The 16,412-nt window shown below is 69.6% G+C and carries 15 protein-coding genes; 10 read left to right on the plus strand and 5 right to left on the minus strand.

The features are described from left to right. Positions 1-29: 29 nt before the first annotated feature. Positions 30-1,226, plus strand: coding sequence for a 5-(carboxyamino)imidazole ribonucleotide synthase (locus tag AC3WLY_RS22525; protein WP_175961965.1), 1,197 nt, complete (start codon positions 30-32; stop codon positions 1,224-1,226). Positions 1,227-1,237: 11 nt separating this feature from the next. Continuing rightward, a complete protein-coding gene (locus tag AC3WLY_RS22530) occupies positions 1,238-2,266 on the plus strand; it encodes an L-threonylcarbamoyladenylate synthase (protein ID WP_492308950.1) in 1,029 nt (342 codons plus the stop codon). Between the two features lie 191 nt (positions 2,267-2,457). Here the strand turns inward: AC3WLY_RS22530 and AC3WLY_RS22535 are convergent, their stop codons facing one another. From AC3WLY_RS22535 to dacB, 3 genes are all read right to left on the minus strand, one after another. Beyond that, positions 2,458-3,594: an SGNH/GDSL hydrolase family protein gene (locus AC3WLY_RS22535; protein ID WP_492308949.1), complete on the minus strand. Its 1,137-nt coding sequence runs from the start codon at positions 3,592-3,594 to the stop codon at positions 2,458-2,460. A 94-nt stretch (positions 3,595-3,688) separates the two neighbouring features. Next, positions 3,689-4,603 (minus strand): sterol desaturase family protein, encoded by a 915-nt coding sequence (locus AC3WLY_RS22540; protein ID WP_175961962.1) that lies wholly within the window; start codon positions 4,601-4,603, stop codon positions 3,689-3,691. A 392-nt stretch (positions 4,604-4,995) separates the two neighbouring features. Beyond that, entirely contained in the window at positions 4,996-6,528 is a 1,533-nt protein-coding gene (dacB, locus tag AC3WLY_RS22545; protein ID WP_492308948.1) for a D-alanyl-D-alanine carboxypeptidase/D-alanyl-D-alanine endopeptidase, read from the minus strand. 201 nt (positions 6,529-6,729) lie between these two features. Between dacB and AC3WLY_RS22550 the strand changes: the two genes are divergently transcribed. The 6 genes from AC3WLY_RS22550 (at position 6,730) to AC3WLY_RS22575 (ending at position 12,110) form a co-directional block, all read left to right on the plus strand. Continuing rightward, positions 6,730-7,392, plus strand: coding sequence for a response regulator (locus AC3WLY_RS22550; RefSeq protein WP_009691805.1), 663 nt, complete (start codon positions 6,730-6,732; stop codon positions 7,390-7,392). 3 nt (positions 7,393-7,395) lie between these two features. Next, a complete protein-coding gene (locus tag AC3WLY_RS22555) occupies positions 7,396-8,742 on the plus strand; it encodes an ATP-binding protein (protein WP_175961960.1) in 1,347 nt (448 codons plus the stop codon). Between the two features lie 112 nt (positions 8,743-8,854). Beyond that, positions 8,855-10,339 carry a DegQ family serine endoprotease gene (locus tag AC3WLY_RS22560; protein WP_175961959.1) on the plus strand — a complete coding sequence of 495 codons (1,485 nt, stop codon included), beginning with the start codon at positions 8,855-8,857 and terminating at the stop codon, positions 10,337-10,339. A 101-nt stretch (positions 10,340-10,440) separates the two neighbouring features. Further along, positions 10,441-10,878 carry a carboxypeptidase-like regulatory domain-containing protein gene (locus AC3WLY_RS22565; RefSeq protein ID WP_034178906.1) on the plus strand — a complete coding sequence of 146 codons (438 nt, stop codon included), beginning with the start codon at positions 10,441-10,443 and terminating at the stop codon, positions 10,876-10,878. Positions 10,879-11,014: 136 nt separating this feature from the next. Beyond that, positions 11,015-11,374, plus strand: coding sequence for a DUF427 domain-containing protein (locus tag AC3WLY_RS22570; protein ID WP_310142321.1), 360 nt, complete (start codon positions 11,015-11,017; stop codon positions 11,372-11,374). Between the two features lie 28 nt (positions 11,375-11,402). After that, positions 11,403-12,110, plus strand: a complete 708-nt coding sequence (locus tag AC3WLY_RS22575) for an SRPBCC family protein (protein WP_175961957.1) — start codon at positions 11,403-11,405, stop codon at positions 12,108-12,110. 68 nt (positions 12,111-12,178) lie between these two features. On the opposite strand, the gene AC3WLY_RS22580 is transcribed toward AC3WLY_RS22575, so the two are convergent. Further along, positions 12,179-13,183, minus strand: a complete 1,005-nt coding sequence (locus tag AC3WLY_RS22580; RefSeq protein ID WP_492308947.1) for a helix-turn-helix domain-containing protein — start codon at positions 13,181-13,183, stop codon at positions 12,179-12,181. Between the two features lie 152 nt (positions 13,184-13,335). On the opposite strand from AC3WLY_RS22580, the gene AC3WLY_RS22585 reads away from it, so the two are divergent. Continuing rightward, positions 13,336-13,989 (plus strand): cysteine hydrolase family protein, encoded by a 654-nt coding sequence (locus AC3WLY_RS22585; protein WP_175961955.1) that lies wholly within the window; start codon positions 13,336-13,338, stop codon positions 13,987-13,989. A gap of 109 nt (positions 13,990-14,098) precedes the next feature. On the opposite strand, the gene AC3WLY_RS22590 is transcribed toward AC3WLY_RS22585, so the two are convergent. Further along, the gene (locus AC3WLY_RS22590; protein ID WP_174419810.1) at positions 14,099-14,740 is read right to left on the minus strand and encodes a TetR family transcriptional regulator; all 642 of its coding nucleotides are present in this window, start codon (positions 14,738-14,740) and stop codon (positions 14,099-14,101) included. Positions 14,741-15,138: 398 nt separating this feature from the next. On the opposite strand from AC3WLY_RS22590, the gene AC3WLY_RS22595 reads away from it, so the two are divergent. Beyond that, positions 15,139-16,398, plus strand: a complete 1,260-nt coding sequence (locus AC3WLY_RS22595) for an efflux RND transporter periplasmic adaptor subunit (RefSeq protein ID WP_492308946.1) — start codon at positions 15,139-15,141, stop codon at positions 16,396-16,398. Positions 16,399-16,412: the final 14 nt, after the last annotated feature.

The raw sequence follows: 16,412 nt of genomic DNA on the forward strand, positions 1-16,412 counted from the left end.
GGCAGCGCCCGCCGCGACCGACCACTGACATGACCGCAACTCCTGATTCCGTTTCCCCGATCCTGCCCGGCGCGTGGCTGGGCATGGTCGGCGGTGGCCAGCTCGGCCGCATGTTCTGCTTTGCCGCCCAGTCGATGGGCTATCGCGTCGCCGTGCTTGATCCCGATCCGACGAGCCCCGCCGGCGCGGTCGCCGACCGCCATCTGCGCGCGGCCTACGACGACGAAGCCGCGCTCGCCGAACTGGCCGACCTGTGCGACGCGGTGTCGACGGAGTTCGAGAACGTGCCGGCCGCGAGCCTCGATTTCCTCGCGCGCACGACGTTCGTCGCGCCGGCCGGCCGCTGCGTCGCGGTCGCGCAGGACCGGATCGCGGAGAAGCGCTTCATCGAGGCGTCGGGCGTACCGGTCGCGCCGCACGTCGTGATCGAATCGTCGGCGGCGCTCGCCGCGCTCGACGATGCCGCGCTCGACGCGGTGCTGCCGGGCATCCTGAAGACGGCACGCCTCGGCTACGACGGCAAGGGCCAGGTGCGCGTGCGCTCCGCGCAGGAAGCGCGCGACGCGCATGCGGCGCTCGGCGGCGTGCCGTGCGTGCTCGAGAAACGCCTGCCGCTGAAATACGAAGTGTCGGCGCTGATCGCGCGCGGCGCGGACGGCCGCTCGGCCGCGTTTCCGCTCGCGCAGAACACGCACCACAACGGCATCCTCGCGCTGACGGTGGTGCCCGCGCCGGCCGCCGATGCCGCGCGCGTCGAAGAGGCGCAGCAGGCGGCCGTGCGGATCGCCGATACGCTCGGCTACGTCGGCGTGCTGTGCGTCGAATTCTTCGTGCTGGAAGACGGCTCGTTCGTCGCGAACGAGATGGCGCCGCGCCCGCACAACTCCGGCCACTACACGGTCGATGCGTGCGCAACGAGCCAGTTCGAGCAGCAGGTGCGCGCGATGACGCGCATGCCGCTCGGCAACCCGCGCCAGCATTCGCCGGCCGCGATGCTGAACATCCTCGGCGACGTGTGGTTCCCGAACGGTGCCGCGGCCGATGCCGTCACGCCGCCGTGGGACACGGTCGCGGCGATGCCGGCTGCGCACCTGCACCTGTACGGCAAGGAAGACGCGCGCGTCGGCCGCAAGATGGGGCACGTGAACTTCACGGCCCCGACGCGCGACGAAGCCGTCGCCGCGGCCACTGCGTGCGCACAGTTGCTGCGCGTGCCGCTCGACTGAGGCGCCAGCCGATGTCCATCGATCTCCCGAACTCCGTGACGCCCGCGCAGATCGACGCGGCCGCCGCGCTGCTCGACGCGGGGCAACTCGTCGCGTTCCCGACCGAAACCGTCTACGGGCTCGGCGGCGACGCGGCGAATCCCGAGGCCGTCGCGCGCATCTACGCGGCGAAAGGGCGGCCGGCGAACCATCCGGTGATCGTGCACCTGCCGCCCGGCGGCGATCCGGGCTACTGGGCCGACGACCTGCCCGACGATGCGCGGAAGCTGATCGATGCGTTCTGGCCCGGTCCGCTGACGCTGATCCTGAAGCGCCATGCGCGCATTCCGGACGCCGTGAGCGGCGGGCAGGATTCGGTCGGGCTGCGCTGCCCGTCGCATCCGGTCGCGCAGGCGCTGCTGGCCGCGTTCAGCGCGCGGCGCGGCGGCCACGGCGGCGTTGCCGCGCCGTCCGCGAACCGGTTCGGCCATGTGAGCCCGACGACCGCGCAGCATGTACGCGACGAATTCGGCGACACCGTGCATGTGCTCGACGGCGGCGCATCCGAAGTCGGCATCGAATCGACGATCCTCGATCTGTCGCGCGGCTTCCCGGCGCTGCTGCGCCCGGGCCACGTGACGCCGCAGCAGATCGCCGACGTGCTCGGCCGTGCGCCGCGGCTGCCGGACGGCAGCGACGCGACCGCGCCGCGTGCGTCCGGCACGCTGAAGGCGCATTACGCGCCGCGCACGCCGCTCGCGCTGCTGCCGTTCGATGCGCTCGAGCCGCTGCTCGCGGCCGCGCAAACCGACGGCGAGCGCGTCGCGCTCGTCGCTCGCGCGTCGCGCGCGGGACGCTGGGCGCAGGCCGACGGCGTGCATTTCGTCGCGGCGCCGGAAGATCCGCAGGCCTATGCGCGCGACCTGTACGGGATGCTGCGTGAGCTCGACCGCGCGCAGGTCGCGCGCATTCTCGTCGAGAAGTTGCCCGAGACCGTCGAATGGATCGCCGTCAACGATCGCCTCGGTCGTGCTGCGGCCGCGTTCGAAGCACAGGGGTGAGCGCGGCAGCGCGGCACGTGCCGACGCCGTAGGTCGCTCGCCGACGAGCATGCATTGTGCGACGCGTCGGGATCGGAAAAACAAACGCCCGACCGGTGAACCCGGTCGGGCGTTTTCGCTTATGTTCGCGTTCGCTGGCGCGAAGCATCCGCCGTCCGGTCCGCAGCAGCTGCGCGGACCGGACGCGGGGCTTACTTGCCGACGCCGGTCGCCGCGATCTGCTTCTCGACGAACTGTGCGATCAGCTGACCCATGTGCGTCGACGGGTGGACCGTGTCGGCGAACATGTAGGTCTGGTCCGCGTTCGCGGTCGTGTAGGTCTGCGGCGAGCAGAACAGCGACGAGCCGAATGCGGTCGGCATCGGCGCGCCGAACGCCCTCGCCGCGTTGATCATCGCCTGCAGGTTGCACGCGGTGCCGGTGTTCGACACCGTGAAGCCGTTCGCCTGGAAATTGGCCGTGATGCCATCCTGCCACGTGAAAATATCGAGCAGCGTGTACTTGGTCGTGTCGACCTTGAGCGCCTGCAGCGTCGCGACGAGTGTCTGATTGAACAGCCCCGACAGCTGCGTGAACGCCGCCTGCGTGCCGCCTGCCACGGCCAGTGGCGTGCCGCCGATGTCCGGCATGTTCGACACGAACACGTGCGTGCCGCCTGCCCCGACGATCTGCTGGACGATGCCTGCGTACTGCTGCGCGGCGAGCCCGATCGCCTGGGCCGCCGCGAGCTGCGCGGCCGGCGTGTTGCCCTGCGCCTGCGCGACTGCCGCTTGATAGAAGATGTCGTTCGCGCCGCCGTTGAGCAGCACGATCTGGCCCGTGTTGAAGCTGCCGTGCTGCGACAGGTACTGCTTGACCTGGTCGGCGATCGGCATCGTCGTCGCCTGCGCGTAGTCGGAATTCGGCACGCTCGCGTCCGCGTGGCCGATGCCCGGCTGCAGCGTGACGCGCGCGCCGCCCTGCGCGTAGCCGAGGCCGCCCGTGGCCTGCAGCGGAATGCCGAAGCCGCCCTGGTTCGCGGGCTGCAGCGTGTCGCCGTAGTAGGTCGCGACGAGCTGCGTCCACACCTGGCCCGGGTTGGTCGTGAAGCGGCCGCCGCCGAAGCCGAGCTTGATCTGCGAATAGGTGCCGGCGTCGGACAGGCTGTCGCCGAACGACACGACCTGCATCTTCACGCCGGAAGGCGGCGTATTCGACGCGCTGCTGTTGTTGTCGTCACCGCCGCCGCACGCGGCGAGCAGCGCGAGCGCGGCGCCCGCGATCGCGACCTGGGCGGTGCGCAGCAGGCGTTGCCGGATATGCGACGGGAATTGTTGTTGTGACTGCATCGTTCGATCTCCTCGTAGATATGGCCTGATGTGTTTCTCATCTGCCGCGTGCCTGCTCGGAACCGGGCTGCGCGGCGGCCGTTGGCTGAAACGGTTATTGGTCACGCGCGGCCGCAAGCGGCACGGTGCGCGGATCCTGGTTGGCGGCCTCGACGATCTGCGCATGATAAGCGCTCGCCCACTCGGGCGGGCCGAAAATCGCGCGCAGCTTGTTGCGCCATCCATCGACGCGCACCGCGTCGGCCGCCATCGACACCCACTCGTGGAACGTCGCGACGAGCGGGTTGTTCGAGCCGAGCCGCTCGACGATCCCGTACTGCGGCGGGTCGTCCGGCGTTTCCTCGACATAGCTGCCGAACAGGCGATCCCAGATCACCAGGACGCCTGCGTAATTGCGGTCGATGTAGCGCGGGTTGCGCGCATGGTGCGCGCGGTGGATCGACGGCGTGTTGAGCACGTACTCGAGCCAGCCGAGCTTGCCGATCGCCTGCGTGTGCACGAAGAACTGGAACGCGAGGTTGATCAGCACGATGCCGACGACCTGTTGCGGCGGAAAGCCGGCGAACGCGAGCGGCAGCCAGAACACCCACATGCCCGCGACGGGGTACATCAGGCTCTGGCGGAACGCGGTCGAGAAATTCATCCGCTCGGACGAGTGGTGCACGACGTGCGCGGCCCACAGCCAGCGCACGCGATGGCTCGCGCGATGGAACACGTAGTAGAGGAAGTCCTGCGCGACGAACAGCACCGCGAACGACAGCCAGCCGTCGTGCCACGTGAACAGGCGATAGTGCCGGTAGCAGTACGCATAGACGGGGATCACGAAGAGCCACGCGATCTTGTCCGCGCCCTGGTGCATCAGCGCGAGCGCTGCATTGCACAGCGTGTCGCGCCACGCATAGACATGGTCCTGCGCACGTGTGCGGGCGAGGTGCCAGGCTTCCCATGCGATGCAGAGCAGGAAGACGGGCGCCAGCGCGAGCAGAAGCAATTCGACGTCGAATCGCATGGGCGTGTCTCCTCCTTTCCCCTGCAAGCCGTGAGGCCGGGCGCGTGGCCCGTTGTAGATATCGGTCAGGCCAACAGCCTACGCAATCGCCACGCGCTAGGCGAGGGGGCAGCGTAGAGGGTTCCCTCTGAGGACAGGGTTTCTACGGAAACCGTGCGGCGCGGGGCCGGGCGGTGCGGCCCCGTTTTACGGGCATGGCTGGCGTGCGGCGCATCGCGCGCCGGTGATGGCGTCCGTTTCAAACCGCGAACGGCGGGATTCCGTGGGCGGGGCGGCGGCAGGCCGCGCGGGCGGCCCGTCTGGGCTGCCCGTTGCGCGGTGCCGCCCCGTAGCCAACGCACGCCGACGCCGACCGAGGGGCGGGGATGCGCCGCGTCGCGGCGCGCGAGCCGTCAGTGCGCGCCCGCGTAGATCCATTCGAGCAGCGAGTCGTGCGCGGCGCGCGCGCCTTCCGCATGATCGTTGTTGATGAAGCTGACGACGATATAGCTCTGGCCGTCGGCGCCGGCGACGTAGCCGGCGATCGCGCGCACGTCGCGCAGCATGCCGGTCTTGATGTGCGCGTTGCCGAGCACGCCGGCGTTGGTGAGGCGGTTCTTCATCGTGCCGTCGATGCCGGCGATCGGCAGCGAATCGACGAACGCCTGCGCGACCGGGCTGGCATTCGCTGCCTGCAGCAGCGCGGCGAGCGACAGCGCGCTCACGTGCTCTTCGCGCGACAGCCCCGAGCCGTTTTCGAGCGCGAGGTCCGGCATCGCGATGCCGTTCTTCTGCAGGAACGCCTGGATCGCGCGGCTCGACTGCTCGGGCGTCGCGGGCGGCTTGCCGCTGACCGCGCCGATCGTCAGGAACAGGTTGCGCGCCATCACGTTGTTGCTGAACTTGTTGATGTCGTAGACGATGCTGCCGAGCACCGGGCTGTGATGCACGGCGACGGGCCGCGCGGTGGTCGGCACCTTGCCTTCGCTCACGGGCCCCGCGATCGTGCCGCCGTCCTGCCGCCACAGCGCGAGGAAGCCGCGCGCGAAGAACGTCGTGTGATCGAGGATCGCGAGGTTGGTGGTGCGCGCGCCGCAGCGCAGCGGATAGTCGCCGGCGAACGACGCCGTCATCATCCCGGCGCCGGCCGTCAGCGTCGGGCGCGCGGCCGCGGCGGCCGCGCTGCACGAGCCCGTGCCTTCGACCAGCTGGTTGTCGATCGACAGGTCCGCGAGCGGCGGCAGCACGTCGACGGCCACCTTGCCGTCGTCGCCCGGCGTGACCGTGAACGACACGGCCTTGAACGCGTACAGCAGCGGATCGGGGCCGACGTTGTACGGCGCGCTCACGTCGTCGTCGAACGACGGCAGGTCGCGCGTCGATGCCGCGAAATAGCTCTTGTCGAGCACGAGGCCGCCGGCCACGCGCTTGATGCCGGCCTTGCGGATCTTGTCGACGAGGTCGATCAGCTCTTCGGGCACGAGCTTCGGATCGCCGGTGCCCTTGATGTACAGGTTGCCCTGCAGCGTGCCGTCGGGGTCGACCGTGCCGTCCGTGTAGGCGGTCGTGCGCCAGCGGAAGTCGGGGCCGAGGATCGACAGGCCCGAGAAGGTCGTGACGAGCTTCATCGTCGACGCCGGCAGCATTGGCCGGCTCGCATTCCACGCGATCAGCGGTTCCGGGTCGCCGACGCGCTCGACGACGACGCTCATCGCCGACGCCGGCACCTTCGCGCGCTGCAGCGCGACGAGCACGGATGCCGGCAGGCCGGCCGCACGCGCGGCGGGCGACACGACGGCGGTCTTGCGCGCTTCCTTGTGGAATTTCTTGCGGGCTTGCGCGGGCGGCGCGAAGGCCAGCGCGGTGCAGGTGGCGATGACGGCGGCTGCGCGCAGGCAGACTTGAGCGCGGGGGGCGAACCGGGCGGAAAGGGCGGAAATCGGCATGGACGAATACGGGTAAGCAGGGGCTCGGGCGGCGCGTGCGTCGCGCGCAAGCGCACATTGTAGAGACAAGTGGGCAAATGCCCGCCGAAATCGCGTGTCGTGCCGCATTGAGGCATCACTTTGCGGCGGGCATGCCGCGCACGCGATTCGCGGCGCTACAATGATCGGCGTGTTTCACCCGACCCATGGATGCCTGTCCCGATGCGGATTCTGCTTGTCGAAGACGACCGAATGATTGCCGAGGGCGTGCGCAAGGCGCTGCGCTCGGACGGCTTTGCGGTCGACTGGGTGCAGGACGGCGACGCGGCGCTCACGGCGCTCGGCGGCGAGACGTACGACCTGCTGCTGCTCGACCTCGGCCTGCCGAAGCGCGACGGCATCGACGTGCTGCGCACGCTGCGCGCACGCGGGTTGTCGCTGCCCGTGCTGATCGTCACCGCGCGCGACGCCATCGCCGATCGCGTGAAGGGGCTCGACGCGGGCGCCGACGATTACCTCGTCAAGCCGTTCGACCTCGACGAACTCGGCGCGCGGATGCGCGCGCTGATCCGCCGCCAGGCCGGGCGCAGCGAGTCGCTGATCCGCCACGGCGCGCTGACGCTCGATCCCGCTTCGCACCAGGTGACGCTCGACGGCGCGCCCGTCGCGCTGTCCGCGCGCGAGTTCGCGCTGCTCGAGGCGCTGCTCGCGCGCCCCGGCGCGGTGCTGTCGAAGAGCCAGCTCGAGGAAAAGATGTACGGCTGGGGCGAGGAGATCGGCAGCAACACGGTCGAGGTCTACATCCACGCACTGCGCAAGAAGCTCGGCTCGGACCTGATTCGCAACGTGCGCGGGCTCGGCTACATGGTCGTCAAGGAAAGCTGACGCGTGAGGTCGATTCGTCATCAATTGCTGATCTGGCTGCTCGCGATCGTCGTCGCCGGCGTCGGCCTCGCCGGCTGGCTGATCTACCGGCAGGCGCTCGCCGAGGCGAACGAGCTGTTCGACTACCAGCTGCAGGAAATCGCCGCGGCGCTGCCGTCCGAGCCGTTCTCGCAGGTGTTCGGCTCGCGGACCAACGGCGACGAAGGCATCGTGATCCAGATCTGGAACCGCAACGGCGTGCTGATGTACTTCTCGCATCCGCGCGCGCCGATCGCGCCGCGCGCGGAGCTCGGCTTCTCGACCGAGCGCACCGATCGCGGCGAATGGCGCGTGTACGGCGCGATCGTCGGCGACAACGTCGTGCAGCTCGCGCAGCCGCTGTCGGTGCGCAACCGGCTCGCGGCGAACGTCGCGCTGCGCACGTTGTGGCCGCTGATCGTGCTGCTGCCGTTCCTCGGCGCGGCCGTGTGGGTGATCGTCGGGCGCGGGCTGGCGCCGCTCGGCCGCGTGACGCGCGCGGTCGAGGCGCGCCGGCCGGAAGCGCTCGATCCGCTGCCCGACGAGCGCCTGCCGCTCGAGGTGCAGCCGCTCGTGCGCGCGCTGAACGGGCTGCTCGCGCGGCTGTCGGCCGCGCTCGACACGCAGAAGGCGTTCGTGGCCGATGCCGCGCACGAACTGCGCACGCCGCTCGCGGCCGTGCAGATCCAGGCGCAGCTCGTCGCCCGCGCGAAGGACGACGCGTCGCGCCGCGAGGCGGTCGCGGATCTCCAGGACGGCGTCACGCGCGCGACGCGCCTCGCGGAGCAGTTGCTCGCGCTCGCCCGCGCCGAGCCGGACGGCGCGACGATGCGCGAGCCGGTCGACCTGCAGGCGCTGCTGGCCGAATGCGTGGCCGCGCATGCGCCGCTCGCGCAGCGGCGCGACATCGATCTCGGCTTCGAGGAGACACGCGCGGCGAGCGTCGTCGCGGACGTCGGCGCACTGCGCGTGATGTTCGGCAACCTGCTCGACAACGCGGTGAAGTACACGCCGGACGGCGGCCGCATCGACGTGTCGCTGACCTCCGACGCGGCCGGCCGCGCGTGCGTCCAGATCGGCGACAGCGGGCCCGGCATCCCTGCCGACGAGCGCGAGCGCGTGTTCGACCGCTTCTACCGCGACAGCTCCGCGCGGGCGCGTGCCGACTTGTCGGGCAGCGGGCTCGGGCTCGCGATCGTCAAGCGCGTGGCGGCGCAGCAGGGCGCGACGGTGTCGCTCGGCGACGCGGCCGCGGGCGGCCTGCTCGTCAGCGTCGTGTTCCGCGACGCCGAGATGCCGGCCGAGGCGCCGCAGCAGTCCGAATCCGTGTGAAGAACGCTGTCGGACGGGCCTTGCCGGCCCGCTTAAGCGCCGCTTAAGGCTGATTAAGCCTCCTTTAAGTCAGGGTCGTTACGCTGCGTCCTAACAAAGAGGAGGTCCAACGATGAACACCCGATTCCTTGCGCGCGGCGCCGTCGCGGTCGCCGTGGCGGCCGCCCTGTCGGCCGGTTACTTTGCCGGCACCCGCCGCGCCGATCCGCAGATCATCACGCCCGCGCAGGCCGCCGCGCTGATGCCGGCCGAAGCGGCCGCGAAGACCGGCATCCCCGATTTCTCCGGGCTTGTCGAGACCTACGGCCCGGCGGTCGTGAACATCAGCGCGAAGCACGTCGTGAAGCAGGTGGCGCGGCGCGTGCCGCAGCCGCAGCTGCCGGTCGATCCGAGCGACCCGTTCTACCAGTTCTTCAAGCACTTCTACGGCCAGGTGCCGGGCATGGGCGGCGATGCGCAGCCGGACGACCAGCCGAGCGCGAGCCTCGGTTCCGGGTTCGTGATCAGTTCCGACGGGTACATCCTCACCAATGCGCACGTGGTCGACGGCGCGAACGTCGTCACGGTCAGGCTGACCGACAAGCGCGAATACAAGGCGAAGGTCGTCGGCTCGGACAAGCAGTCCGACGTCGCGGTGCTGAAGATCGACGCGAGTGGGCTGCCGACCGTGAAGATCGGCGATCCGGCGCAGAGCAAGGTCGGCCAGTGGGTCGTCGCGATCGGTTCGCCGTACGGCTTCGACAACACGGTCACGTCGGGGATCATCAGCGCGAAGTCGCGCGCGCTGCCGGACGAGAACTACACGCCGTTCATCCAGACCGACGTGCCGGTGAACCCCGGCAACTCGGGCGGCCCGCTGTTCAACCTGCAGGGCGAGGTGATCGGCATCAACTCGATGATCTACTCGCAGACGGGCGGCTTCCAGGGCTTGTCGTTCGCGATCCCGATCAACGAGGCGATCAAGGTGAAGGACGAGCTCGTGAAGACGGGCCACGTGAGCCGCGGCCGCCTCGGCGTCGCCGTGCAGGGGCTGAACCAGACGCTCGCGAGCTCGTTCGGGCTGCAGAAGCCGGACGGCGCGCTCGTCAGCTCCGTCGATTCGAACGGCCCGGCCGCGAAGGCGGGCCTGCAGCCGGGGGACGTGATCCTGTCGGTCAACGGCTCGCCGGTCGCCGATTCGACGTCGCTGCCCGCGCAGATCGCTAACCTGAAGCCGGGTTCGAAGGCCGACCTGCAGATCTGGCGCGACAAGTCGAAGAAGTCGATCAGCGTGACGCTCGGCGCGATGGCCGATGCGAAACTCGCGTCGAACGACGGCGGGCCGGTCGAGCAGGGCCGCCTGGGCGTCGCGGTGCGCCCGCTGTCGCCACAGGAGCGCAGCGCCAGCAACCTGTCGCACGGGCTGATCGTGCAGCAGGCCGGCGGGCCGGCCGCCAACGCGGGCATCCAGCCCGGCGACGTGATCCTCGCGGTCAACGGCCGCCCGGTCACGAGCCCCGAGCAGTTGCGCGACGCGGTGAAGGGCGCGGGCAACAGTCTTGCTCTGCTGATCCAGCGCGATAATGCACAGATCTTCGTGCCGGTCGACCTGAGCTGACCGGCGACGGCCGACGGCCGGCCAGGCCGGCCGCGGCGGGCGCCGCCGTCCGACCCCGTGGCGTGGTGCCCCGTATGTGTTCCGACCCAAAGGAGAGAGCCATGCAATATCTACGCAACGTGTCCCGATTTGCCGTCGCCGCGGCGTTGGCCGCCGGCCTCGCAGCCGGCGCGACCGGCGCGTACGCGCAATCGGACGGCTTGCCCGCCGCGCGCCAGCAGGGCGACGTCACCTTCGTGTCCGGCGGCATCGGGCTGGACGAATCGACGGCGTTCCAGCGCAACGAGGCGAAGTGGCCGCTGGCGCTGCGCTTCACCGGCAAGGGCGGCGAATTCCTGGCCGACGTCCATGTGCGGATCGTCGACGGCAAGGGTGCAGAAGTGCTGAAAACCGACACGCGCGGGCCGTATATGCTCGTGCAGGTGCCGCCGGGGCGCTATACGGTGCAGGCGTCGTACCAGGGTAGCGACGAATCCCGTACCGTCACGGTCGGCGCGAAGGGCGGCGCGAAAGCCGCGTTCCAGTGGAGCGCGCAGTAGCCGGCCGCACGCGGCCCCCGCCCGGGTTGCGCAATCGGACGAAGTTTCGCCCATAATGAAAGCCACGGCATTCGTGCCGTGGCTTTTTTCGTTTCCTGTCACCGGCCTGCCTGCCGGGCCGCCCGAAGGAGAAACGATGTCAGACGCCGCCGCCCCTCACCTTGAAATCGTGCCGAACCGCCATCGCGTGCGCGTGATCCACCGCGGCATCACGTATGCCGATTCGCACGGCGTGCTGACCGTGCGGGAAGCGGGGCTGCCGGACGTCCATTACCTGCCGCGCGGCGACGTCAACATGCGCCGGCTCGTGAAGTCGGGCGTGACGAGCGCCTGCCCGTTCAGGGGCGAAGCCGTGCATTTCGACTTGCAGACGGAAGACGGCGTGATCGAGAACGCCGCATGGAGTTACGAGGAACCGAAGGCGGCCGTTGCCGCGCTTGCGCACTACGTCGCCTTCGATGTCGCACGGATCGACAGTCTCGTCGAGACGTCCTGATGCGGCGCGCGTTCATCGGGGAGACATCATGGAACTGAACGACACGTTACGCGTCCCGCTCGCGCCGCCTGTCGTGCGGGAGGCCTTCGAGGATCCCGCATTGCTGCGGGCGAGCTTCGACCATTGCGAATCGTTCGTGAAGCTCGCGCACGGCGAGTTCGCGCTGACGATCACGGTGCCGCTCGGCCCGCTGCGCGCACACTACGACGTGCGTGCGCATGCGGCCGGCGAGCAGGGCGACGCGGAAGGGCGGCCGCGCCGCGTGATCAATTTCAAGGCGCGGGCCGACGGCCTCGGCGCGCTGCGCGGCCAGGTCGAACTGGTGCTGCTGCCCGATGACGATGCGAACGCCACAAGCATCGAGTACGTCGTCTGGGCGACGGCGAGCGGGCCGCTCGCCGAGTTGCCGGCGCGGCAGATCGAGAATGCGCTGCGCGAGTGGACCGACGATTTCTTCCGCGAGTTCTGCGCGGTCGTGCAGGCGAAGCACGGCCTCGCGCCGAATCGCGCGAACCCGGCCGCACAGCGGCGCCAGCATGTGTTCCTGCGGCCGGCGTCGCTGATGGCCGCGACGAAGCGTCCGCTGCCGCCGCACGTTGGCGGCGCGCCGACCGGGCGTGCGGCCAGCGTGCTTCATCATCGCGGTGCCGGCACGGTGCCCGTCTGGGCATGGGCGGCGATGATCGTGTTCGTCGCGCTGCTGCTTTATGCGGCGCGCTGGATCAACGGCGGCTGAGCGGCAGAGCGGCCGAGCACCGCCGGTTTCGCTTCACGGCCCGCCCACCCCCGGGCGCGCGGCGGGCATTACTGCCTCGCAACGGCATCGGCTCCGGCTCCGGCGCCGCGGAATTCCCTTCGATACGCAGACGGCGACGTGCCGAGCGCGCCCGCGAAATGCTGGCGCAGCGACACGCTCGACCCGTAGCCGGCCGCCTGCGCGATCGCGTCGATCGATTGTCCGGTGGTTTCCAGCAGATGCTGCGCGCGCGCGAGCCGCTCGGCCTGCAGCCACGCGGTGACGGTCGTGCCGGTCGCCTGGCGGAAGTGGCGCGTGAACGTGCGCCGGCTCATCAGCACGCGTTCGGCGAGCGAATCGACGCTGTGCGCGGCGTCGAGGTGCGCGCGCACCCAGTCGAGCAGGCCCGCGAGCCGCGCATCGCGCGGGTGCGCGGCGACGGGCTGCGGCACGTACTGGGCCTGCCCGCCCTGGCGGTGCGGCGGGATCACGAGGCGGCGCGCGATCCGGTTCGCGGCATCCGAGCCGAAGCGCCGCCGCACGACGTGCAGGCAGCAGTCGAGCCCCGCGGCCGTGCCGGCCGACGTCATCAGGTTGCCGTCGTCCACGTACAGCACGTCGGGATCGAGCTTCACGCGCGGAAAGCGTTGCGCGAAGTCGTCGGCCCACGCCCAGTGCGTGGTGGCCGGGCGGCCGTCGAGCAGGCCGGCCGCGGCGAGCACGTACGCGCCGAGGCACAGCCCGACGAGTTGCGCGCCGCGTGCGGCGACCGCGCGCACCGCGTCGAGCAGTTCGTCGGGCGGCGCTTCGTCCGGGTCGCGCCACGCCGGCACGATGACGATGTCCGCGTCGTCGAGTGCGTCGAGCCCGTACGGCGCGGTGATCGTGAAGCCGCCCGTCGTCGCGAGCGGGCCGCGCTCGGCCGAGCAGACGCGAAACTCGAACGCCGGCGACGCGGCCGCGTCGCGTTCCTTGCCGAACACGACGGACGGCACCGACAGGTGGAACGGGCTGATGCCGTCGTATGCGATCACGGCGACGACGGTCGGGGCGGGTGACGCGACGGCGGTCATGACGGGCTCCGGAATGGCAATGGCCCAATTTTATCGAAGAATGGCTATCGGGCCACTGTCCGCGCGTGCGAGGCGGCCCGACAATGCATCGCATCGCGCCGCTGGCCGTCCCGTTCCGGGGCGGGGCCGCGCGTCAGGACCAGGAGCCATCCATGTCGAACACCGCCTCGCATACCACTTCCCGCCGCGCGCTGATCGTGATCGACGTCCAGAACGAATACGTGACGGGCAACCTGCCGATCGAGTATCCGCCGCTCGACGTGTCGCTCGCGAACATTGGCCGCGCGATCGACGCCGCGCATGCGGCCGGCGTGCCCGTGATCGTCGTCCAGCATGTCGCGCCGGCCGGCGCGCCGATCTTCGCGCCCGGTACCGACGGCGTCGCGCTGCACGCGGTCGTCGCCGGCCGCCCGTACGCGCACCTGATCGAGAAGGCGCAGGCGAGCTCGTTCGCCGGGACCGATCTTGCCGCATGGCTCGACGCGCACGGGATCGACACGCTCGCGGTGGCCGGCTACATGACGCACAACTGCAATGCGTCGACGGTCTATCACGCGGCGCACGCGGGACTGAACGTCGAGTACCTCGAGGATGCGACGGGCGCGTTGCCGTACGAGAACGAAGCGGGCGCGGCGAGCGCCGAAGAGATTCACCGCGCGTACACGGTGGTGTTCCAGTCGAATTTCGCGGCCGTGATGTCGACCGACGCGTGGATCGCCGGGCTGGCCGGCGCGCCGATGCCGAAGCGCGATTCGGTGGCCGCGTCGAACCGGCGGGCTCGCGCGGATCGCGCGAAGGCGGCCTGAGCCGGCCGGGGAGACGGAGGCGGGCAGTGCATTGCCGCGACTGTTGCACGGCCCGGCCCGGCTCGCCGATCGATGACAATCAAACGGCGCGCGGGCACCCGCCGTGCCGTCAGTCTCTTTCCTTCAGCATCGCCGGGCTGTAGCGCAGCATGTCGAAGCAGCCGTCGACGAGCTTTTCCGCATGCTGCTCGGCGTCGATCTCGTCGGGCAGCATCAGCATGTCGCGCACGAAGCCGCTGACGAGCGTGTGCAGCATCAGCGTCGCGCGCCACGTATCGAGCCGCTCGGGCAGCAGCTTGAGCCGCACGGCGACCGCGAGATCGGCGTCGATCATGTGCAGCGCCTCGCTCATCCCCGCGCGGTTGCGCTGCAGCAGCGGCTCCATGTCCGCGACGTATTCGCACTTCATGAACAGGATGCTGAACACGCGCCGCAACTGCGAGTCGCGCTGCACGCCGAGCAGGCACCAGATCAGGATCTTGCGGATCTTCTCGAGCGGATTGCCGCCCGGTGCGTCGAGCGGCATCCGCTTCAGCTCGTCGATCGGCAGGAACACGCGGTCGAACATCGCGTCGAACAGCTCGCTCTTGTTCGCAAAATGCCAGTAGATCGCGCCGCGCGTGACGCCGGCGTGCTGGGCGATGTCCGCGAGCGACGTGTGCGACACGCCCTTCTCGAAGAACACGTGTTCGGCGGCATCGAGAATGCGATTGCGCGTCTCGAGCGCCTCCTCCTTGGTACGTCTGACCATGTGCAGGCCTGATTGGATCGATCGTAGGTGAATATAGGGTCCGCAACCCTCTTTGCCGTCATGCGGATTGGCTATGCTTGCGACTGGTAATAATTCGTAAGACTGGACGGTCTGCGCGACACAAACGGGCTTTTTACATACATTCGTGAATGTATATACAATACCACCCTACGATCGAATGACCCAAGTGGCAATCAGTTAATATCCCACTCTGCTGATTCCCGCCCTAGTACCAGTCCGCAGTTCGCTGCATCCCGTCGGCATGGAGGTTTCGTGCCGACGTGCCGTATCCAGCAGTCCAGTAATTCAGGTGTTCGATCTGCGCCGCGAGGCGCATCCGTGTTGCGCTCCCGTCGGGTGCTGCACTTATTCCATTGGTTACACACAGAGGTCGCTCCATGCGCGTCGAACGGGTTCCATACCGCTTGATCACTGTCGCGGCAGCCGCGGTTTTCCTGGCTGCATGCGGAAAAAAAGAATCGGCACCGCCACCGCAAACGCCGGAAGTCGGCGTCGTCACCGTCCAGCCGCAAGCCGTACCGGTCTTCAGCGAGCTGCCGGGCCGCACCAGCGCGTTCCTCGTCGCGCAAGTCCGCGCGCGGGTCGACGGCATCGTGCTGCGCCGTGAATTCACCGAAGGCACCGACGTCAAGGCCGGCCAGCGTCTCTACAAGATCGATCCGGCGCCGTATATCGCCGCGCTGAACAGCGCGAAGGCGACGCTCGCGAAGGCGCAGGCGAACCTCGCCACGCAGAACGCGCTGGTCGCGCGCTACAAGGTGCTGGTGGCCGCGAACGCGGTCAGCAAGCAGGACTACGACAACGCGGTGGCCACGCAAGGGCAGGCCGCGGCGGACGTCGCGTCCGGCAAGGCGGCGGTCGACACCGCGCAGATCAACCTCGGCTACACGGACGTGGTCTCGCCGATCACGGGCCGCGTCGGCATTTCGCAAGTGACGCCGGGCGCGTACGTGCAGGCGAGCCAGGCGACGCTGATGTCGACGGTGCAGCAGCTCGACCCGGTGTATGTCGACCTCACGCAGTCGAGCCTCGACGGCCTGAAGCTGCGCCAGGACGTGCAGAGCGGCCGCCTGAAGACGAGCGGCCCGGGCGCGGCGAAGGTGTCGCTGATCCTCGAGGACGGCAAGACCTATGCGGAGCCGGGCAAGCTGCAGTTCTCGGACGTGACGGTCGACCAGGCCACCGGCTCGGTGACGATCCGTGCGGTCTTCCCGAACCCGGGCAAGGTGCTGCTGCCGGGGATGTTCGTGCGCGCTCGGATCGAGCAAGGCGTGAACGAGAACGCGTTCCTGGTGCCGCAGATCGGCGTCACGCATGACCAGAAGGGCCAGGCGATCGCGATGGTGGTGAACGCCGGCAACAAGGTCGAGCCGCGTCCGCTGAAGACGACGGGCATGCAGGGCCAGAACTGGATCGTCGAAGGCGGTCTGCAAGCGGGCGATCACGTGATCGTGCAGGGCGGCGAGAAGGTACGCCCGGGTGCGACCGTGAAGTCGGTGCCGGCGCAGCTCGCACCGGCGGCCAGTGCCGCATCGGGCGCCGCCGCCGCAACCGCCGCACCGGCTGCCGCCGGTTCCGGCGCCGCCGCATCGGGCGCCGCGCCGGCGAGTGCTGCCGCTGCTTCGAGCGCGCAATAACAGGGAGCCTGTTT

The sequence above is a fragment of the Burkholderia sp. FW306-1C-G01B genome (genome assembly GCF_058781685.1).

Excerpts from the sequence above, each read along its gene's own strand:
- AC3WLY_RS22550 (WP_009691805.1), top strand. The coding sequence starts at position 6,730 with ATGCGGATTCTGCTTGTCGAAGACGACCGAATGATTGCCGAGGGCGTG.
- dacB (WP_492308948.1), bottom strand. The coding sequence starts at position 6,528 with ATGCCGATTTCCGCCCTTTCCGCCCGGTTCGCCCCCCGCGCTCAAGTC.
- AC3WLY_RS22575 (WP_175961957.1), top strand. The coding sequence starts at position 11,403 with ATGGAACTGAACGACACGTTACGCGTCCCGCTCGCGCCGCCTGTCGTG.
- AC3WLY_RS22585 (WP_175961955.1), top strand. The coding sequence starts at position 13,336 with ATGTCGAACACCGCCTCGCATACCACTTCCCGCCGCGCGCTGATCGTG.
- AC3WLY_RS22565 (WP_034178906.1), top strand. The coding sequence starts at position 10,441 with ATGCAATATCTACGCAACGTGTCCCGATTTGCCGTCGCCGCGGCGTTG.
- AC3WLY_RS22540 (WP_175961962.1), bottom strand. The coding sequence starts at position 4,603 with ATGCGATTCGACGTCGAATTGCTTCTGCTCGCGCTGGCGCCCGTCTTC.
- AC3WLY_RS22530 (WP_492308950.1), top strand. The coding sequence starts at position 1,238 with ATGTCCATCGATCTCCCGAACTCCGTGACGCCCGCGCAGATCGACGCG.
- AC3WLY_RS22570 (WP_310142321.1), top strand. The coding sequence starts at position 11,015 with ATGTCAGACGCCGCCGCCCCTCACCTTGAAATCGTGCCGAACCGCCAT.
- AC3WLY_RS22560 (WP_175961959.1), top strand. The coding sequence starts at position 8,855 with ATGAACACCCGATTCCTTGCGCGCGGCGCCGTCGCGGTCGCCGTGGCG.
- AC3WLY_RS22590 (WP_174419810.1), bottom strand. The coding sequence starts at position 14,740 with ATGGTCAGACGTACCAAGGAGGAGGCGCTCGAGACGCGCAATCGCATT.
- AC3WLY_RS22580 (WP_492308947.1), bottom strand. The coding sequence starts at position 13,183 with ATGACCGCCGTCGCGTCACCCGCCCCGACCGTCGTCGCCGTGATCGCA.
- AC3WLY_RS22595 (WP_492308946.1), top strand. The coding sequence starts at position 15,139 with ATGCGCGTCGAACGGGTTCCATACCGCTTGATCACTGTCGCGGCAGCC.
- AC3WLY_RS22535 (WP_492308949.1), bottom strand. The coding sequence starts at position 3,594 with ATGCAGTCACAACAACAATTCCCGTCGCATATCCGGCAACGCCTGCTG.
- AC3WLY_RS22525 (WP_175961965.1), top strand. The coding sequence starts at position 30 with ATGACCGCAACTCCTGATTCCGTTTCCCCGATCCTGCCCGGCGCGTGG.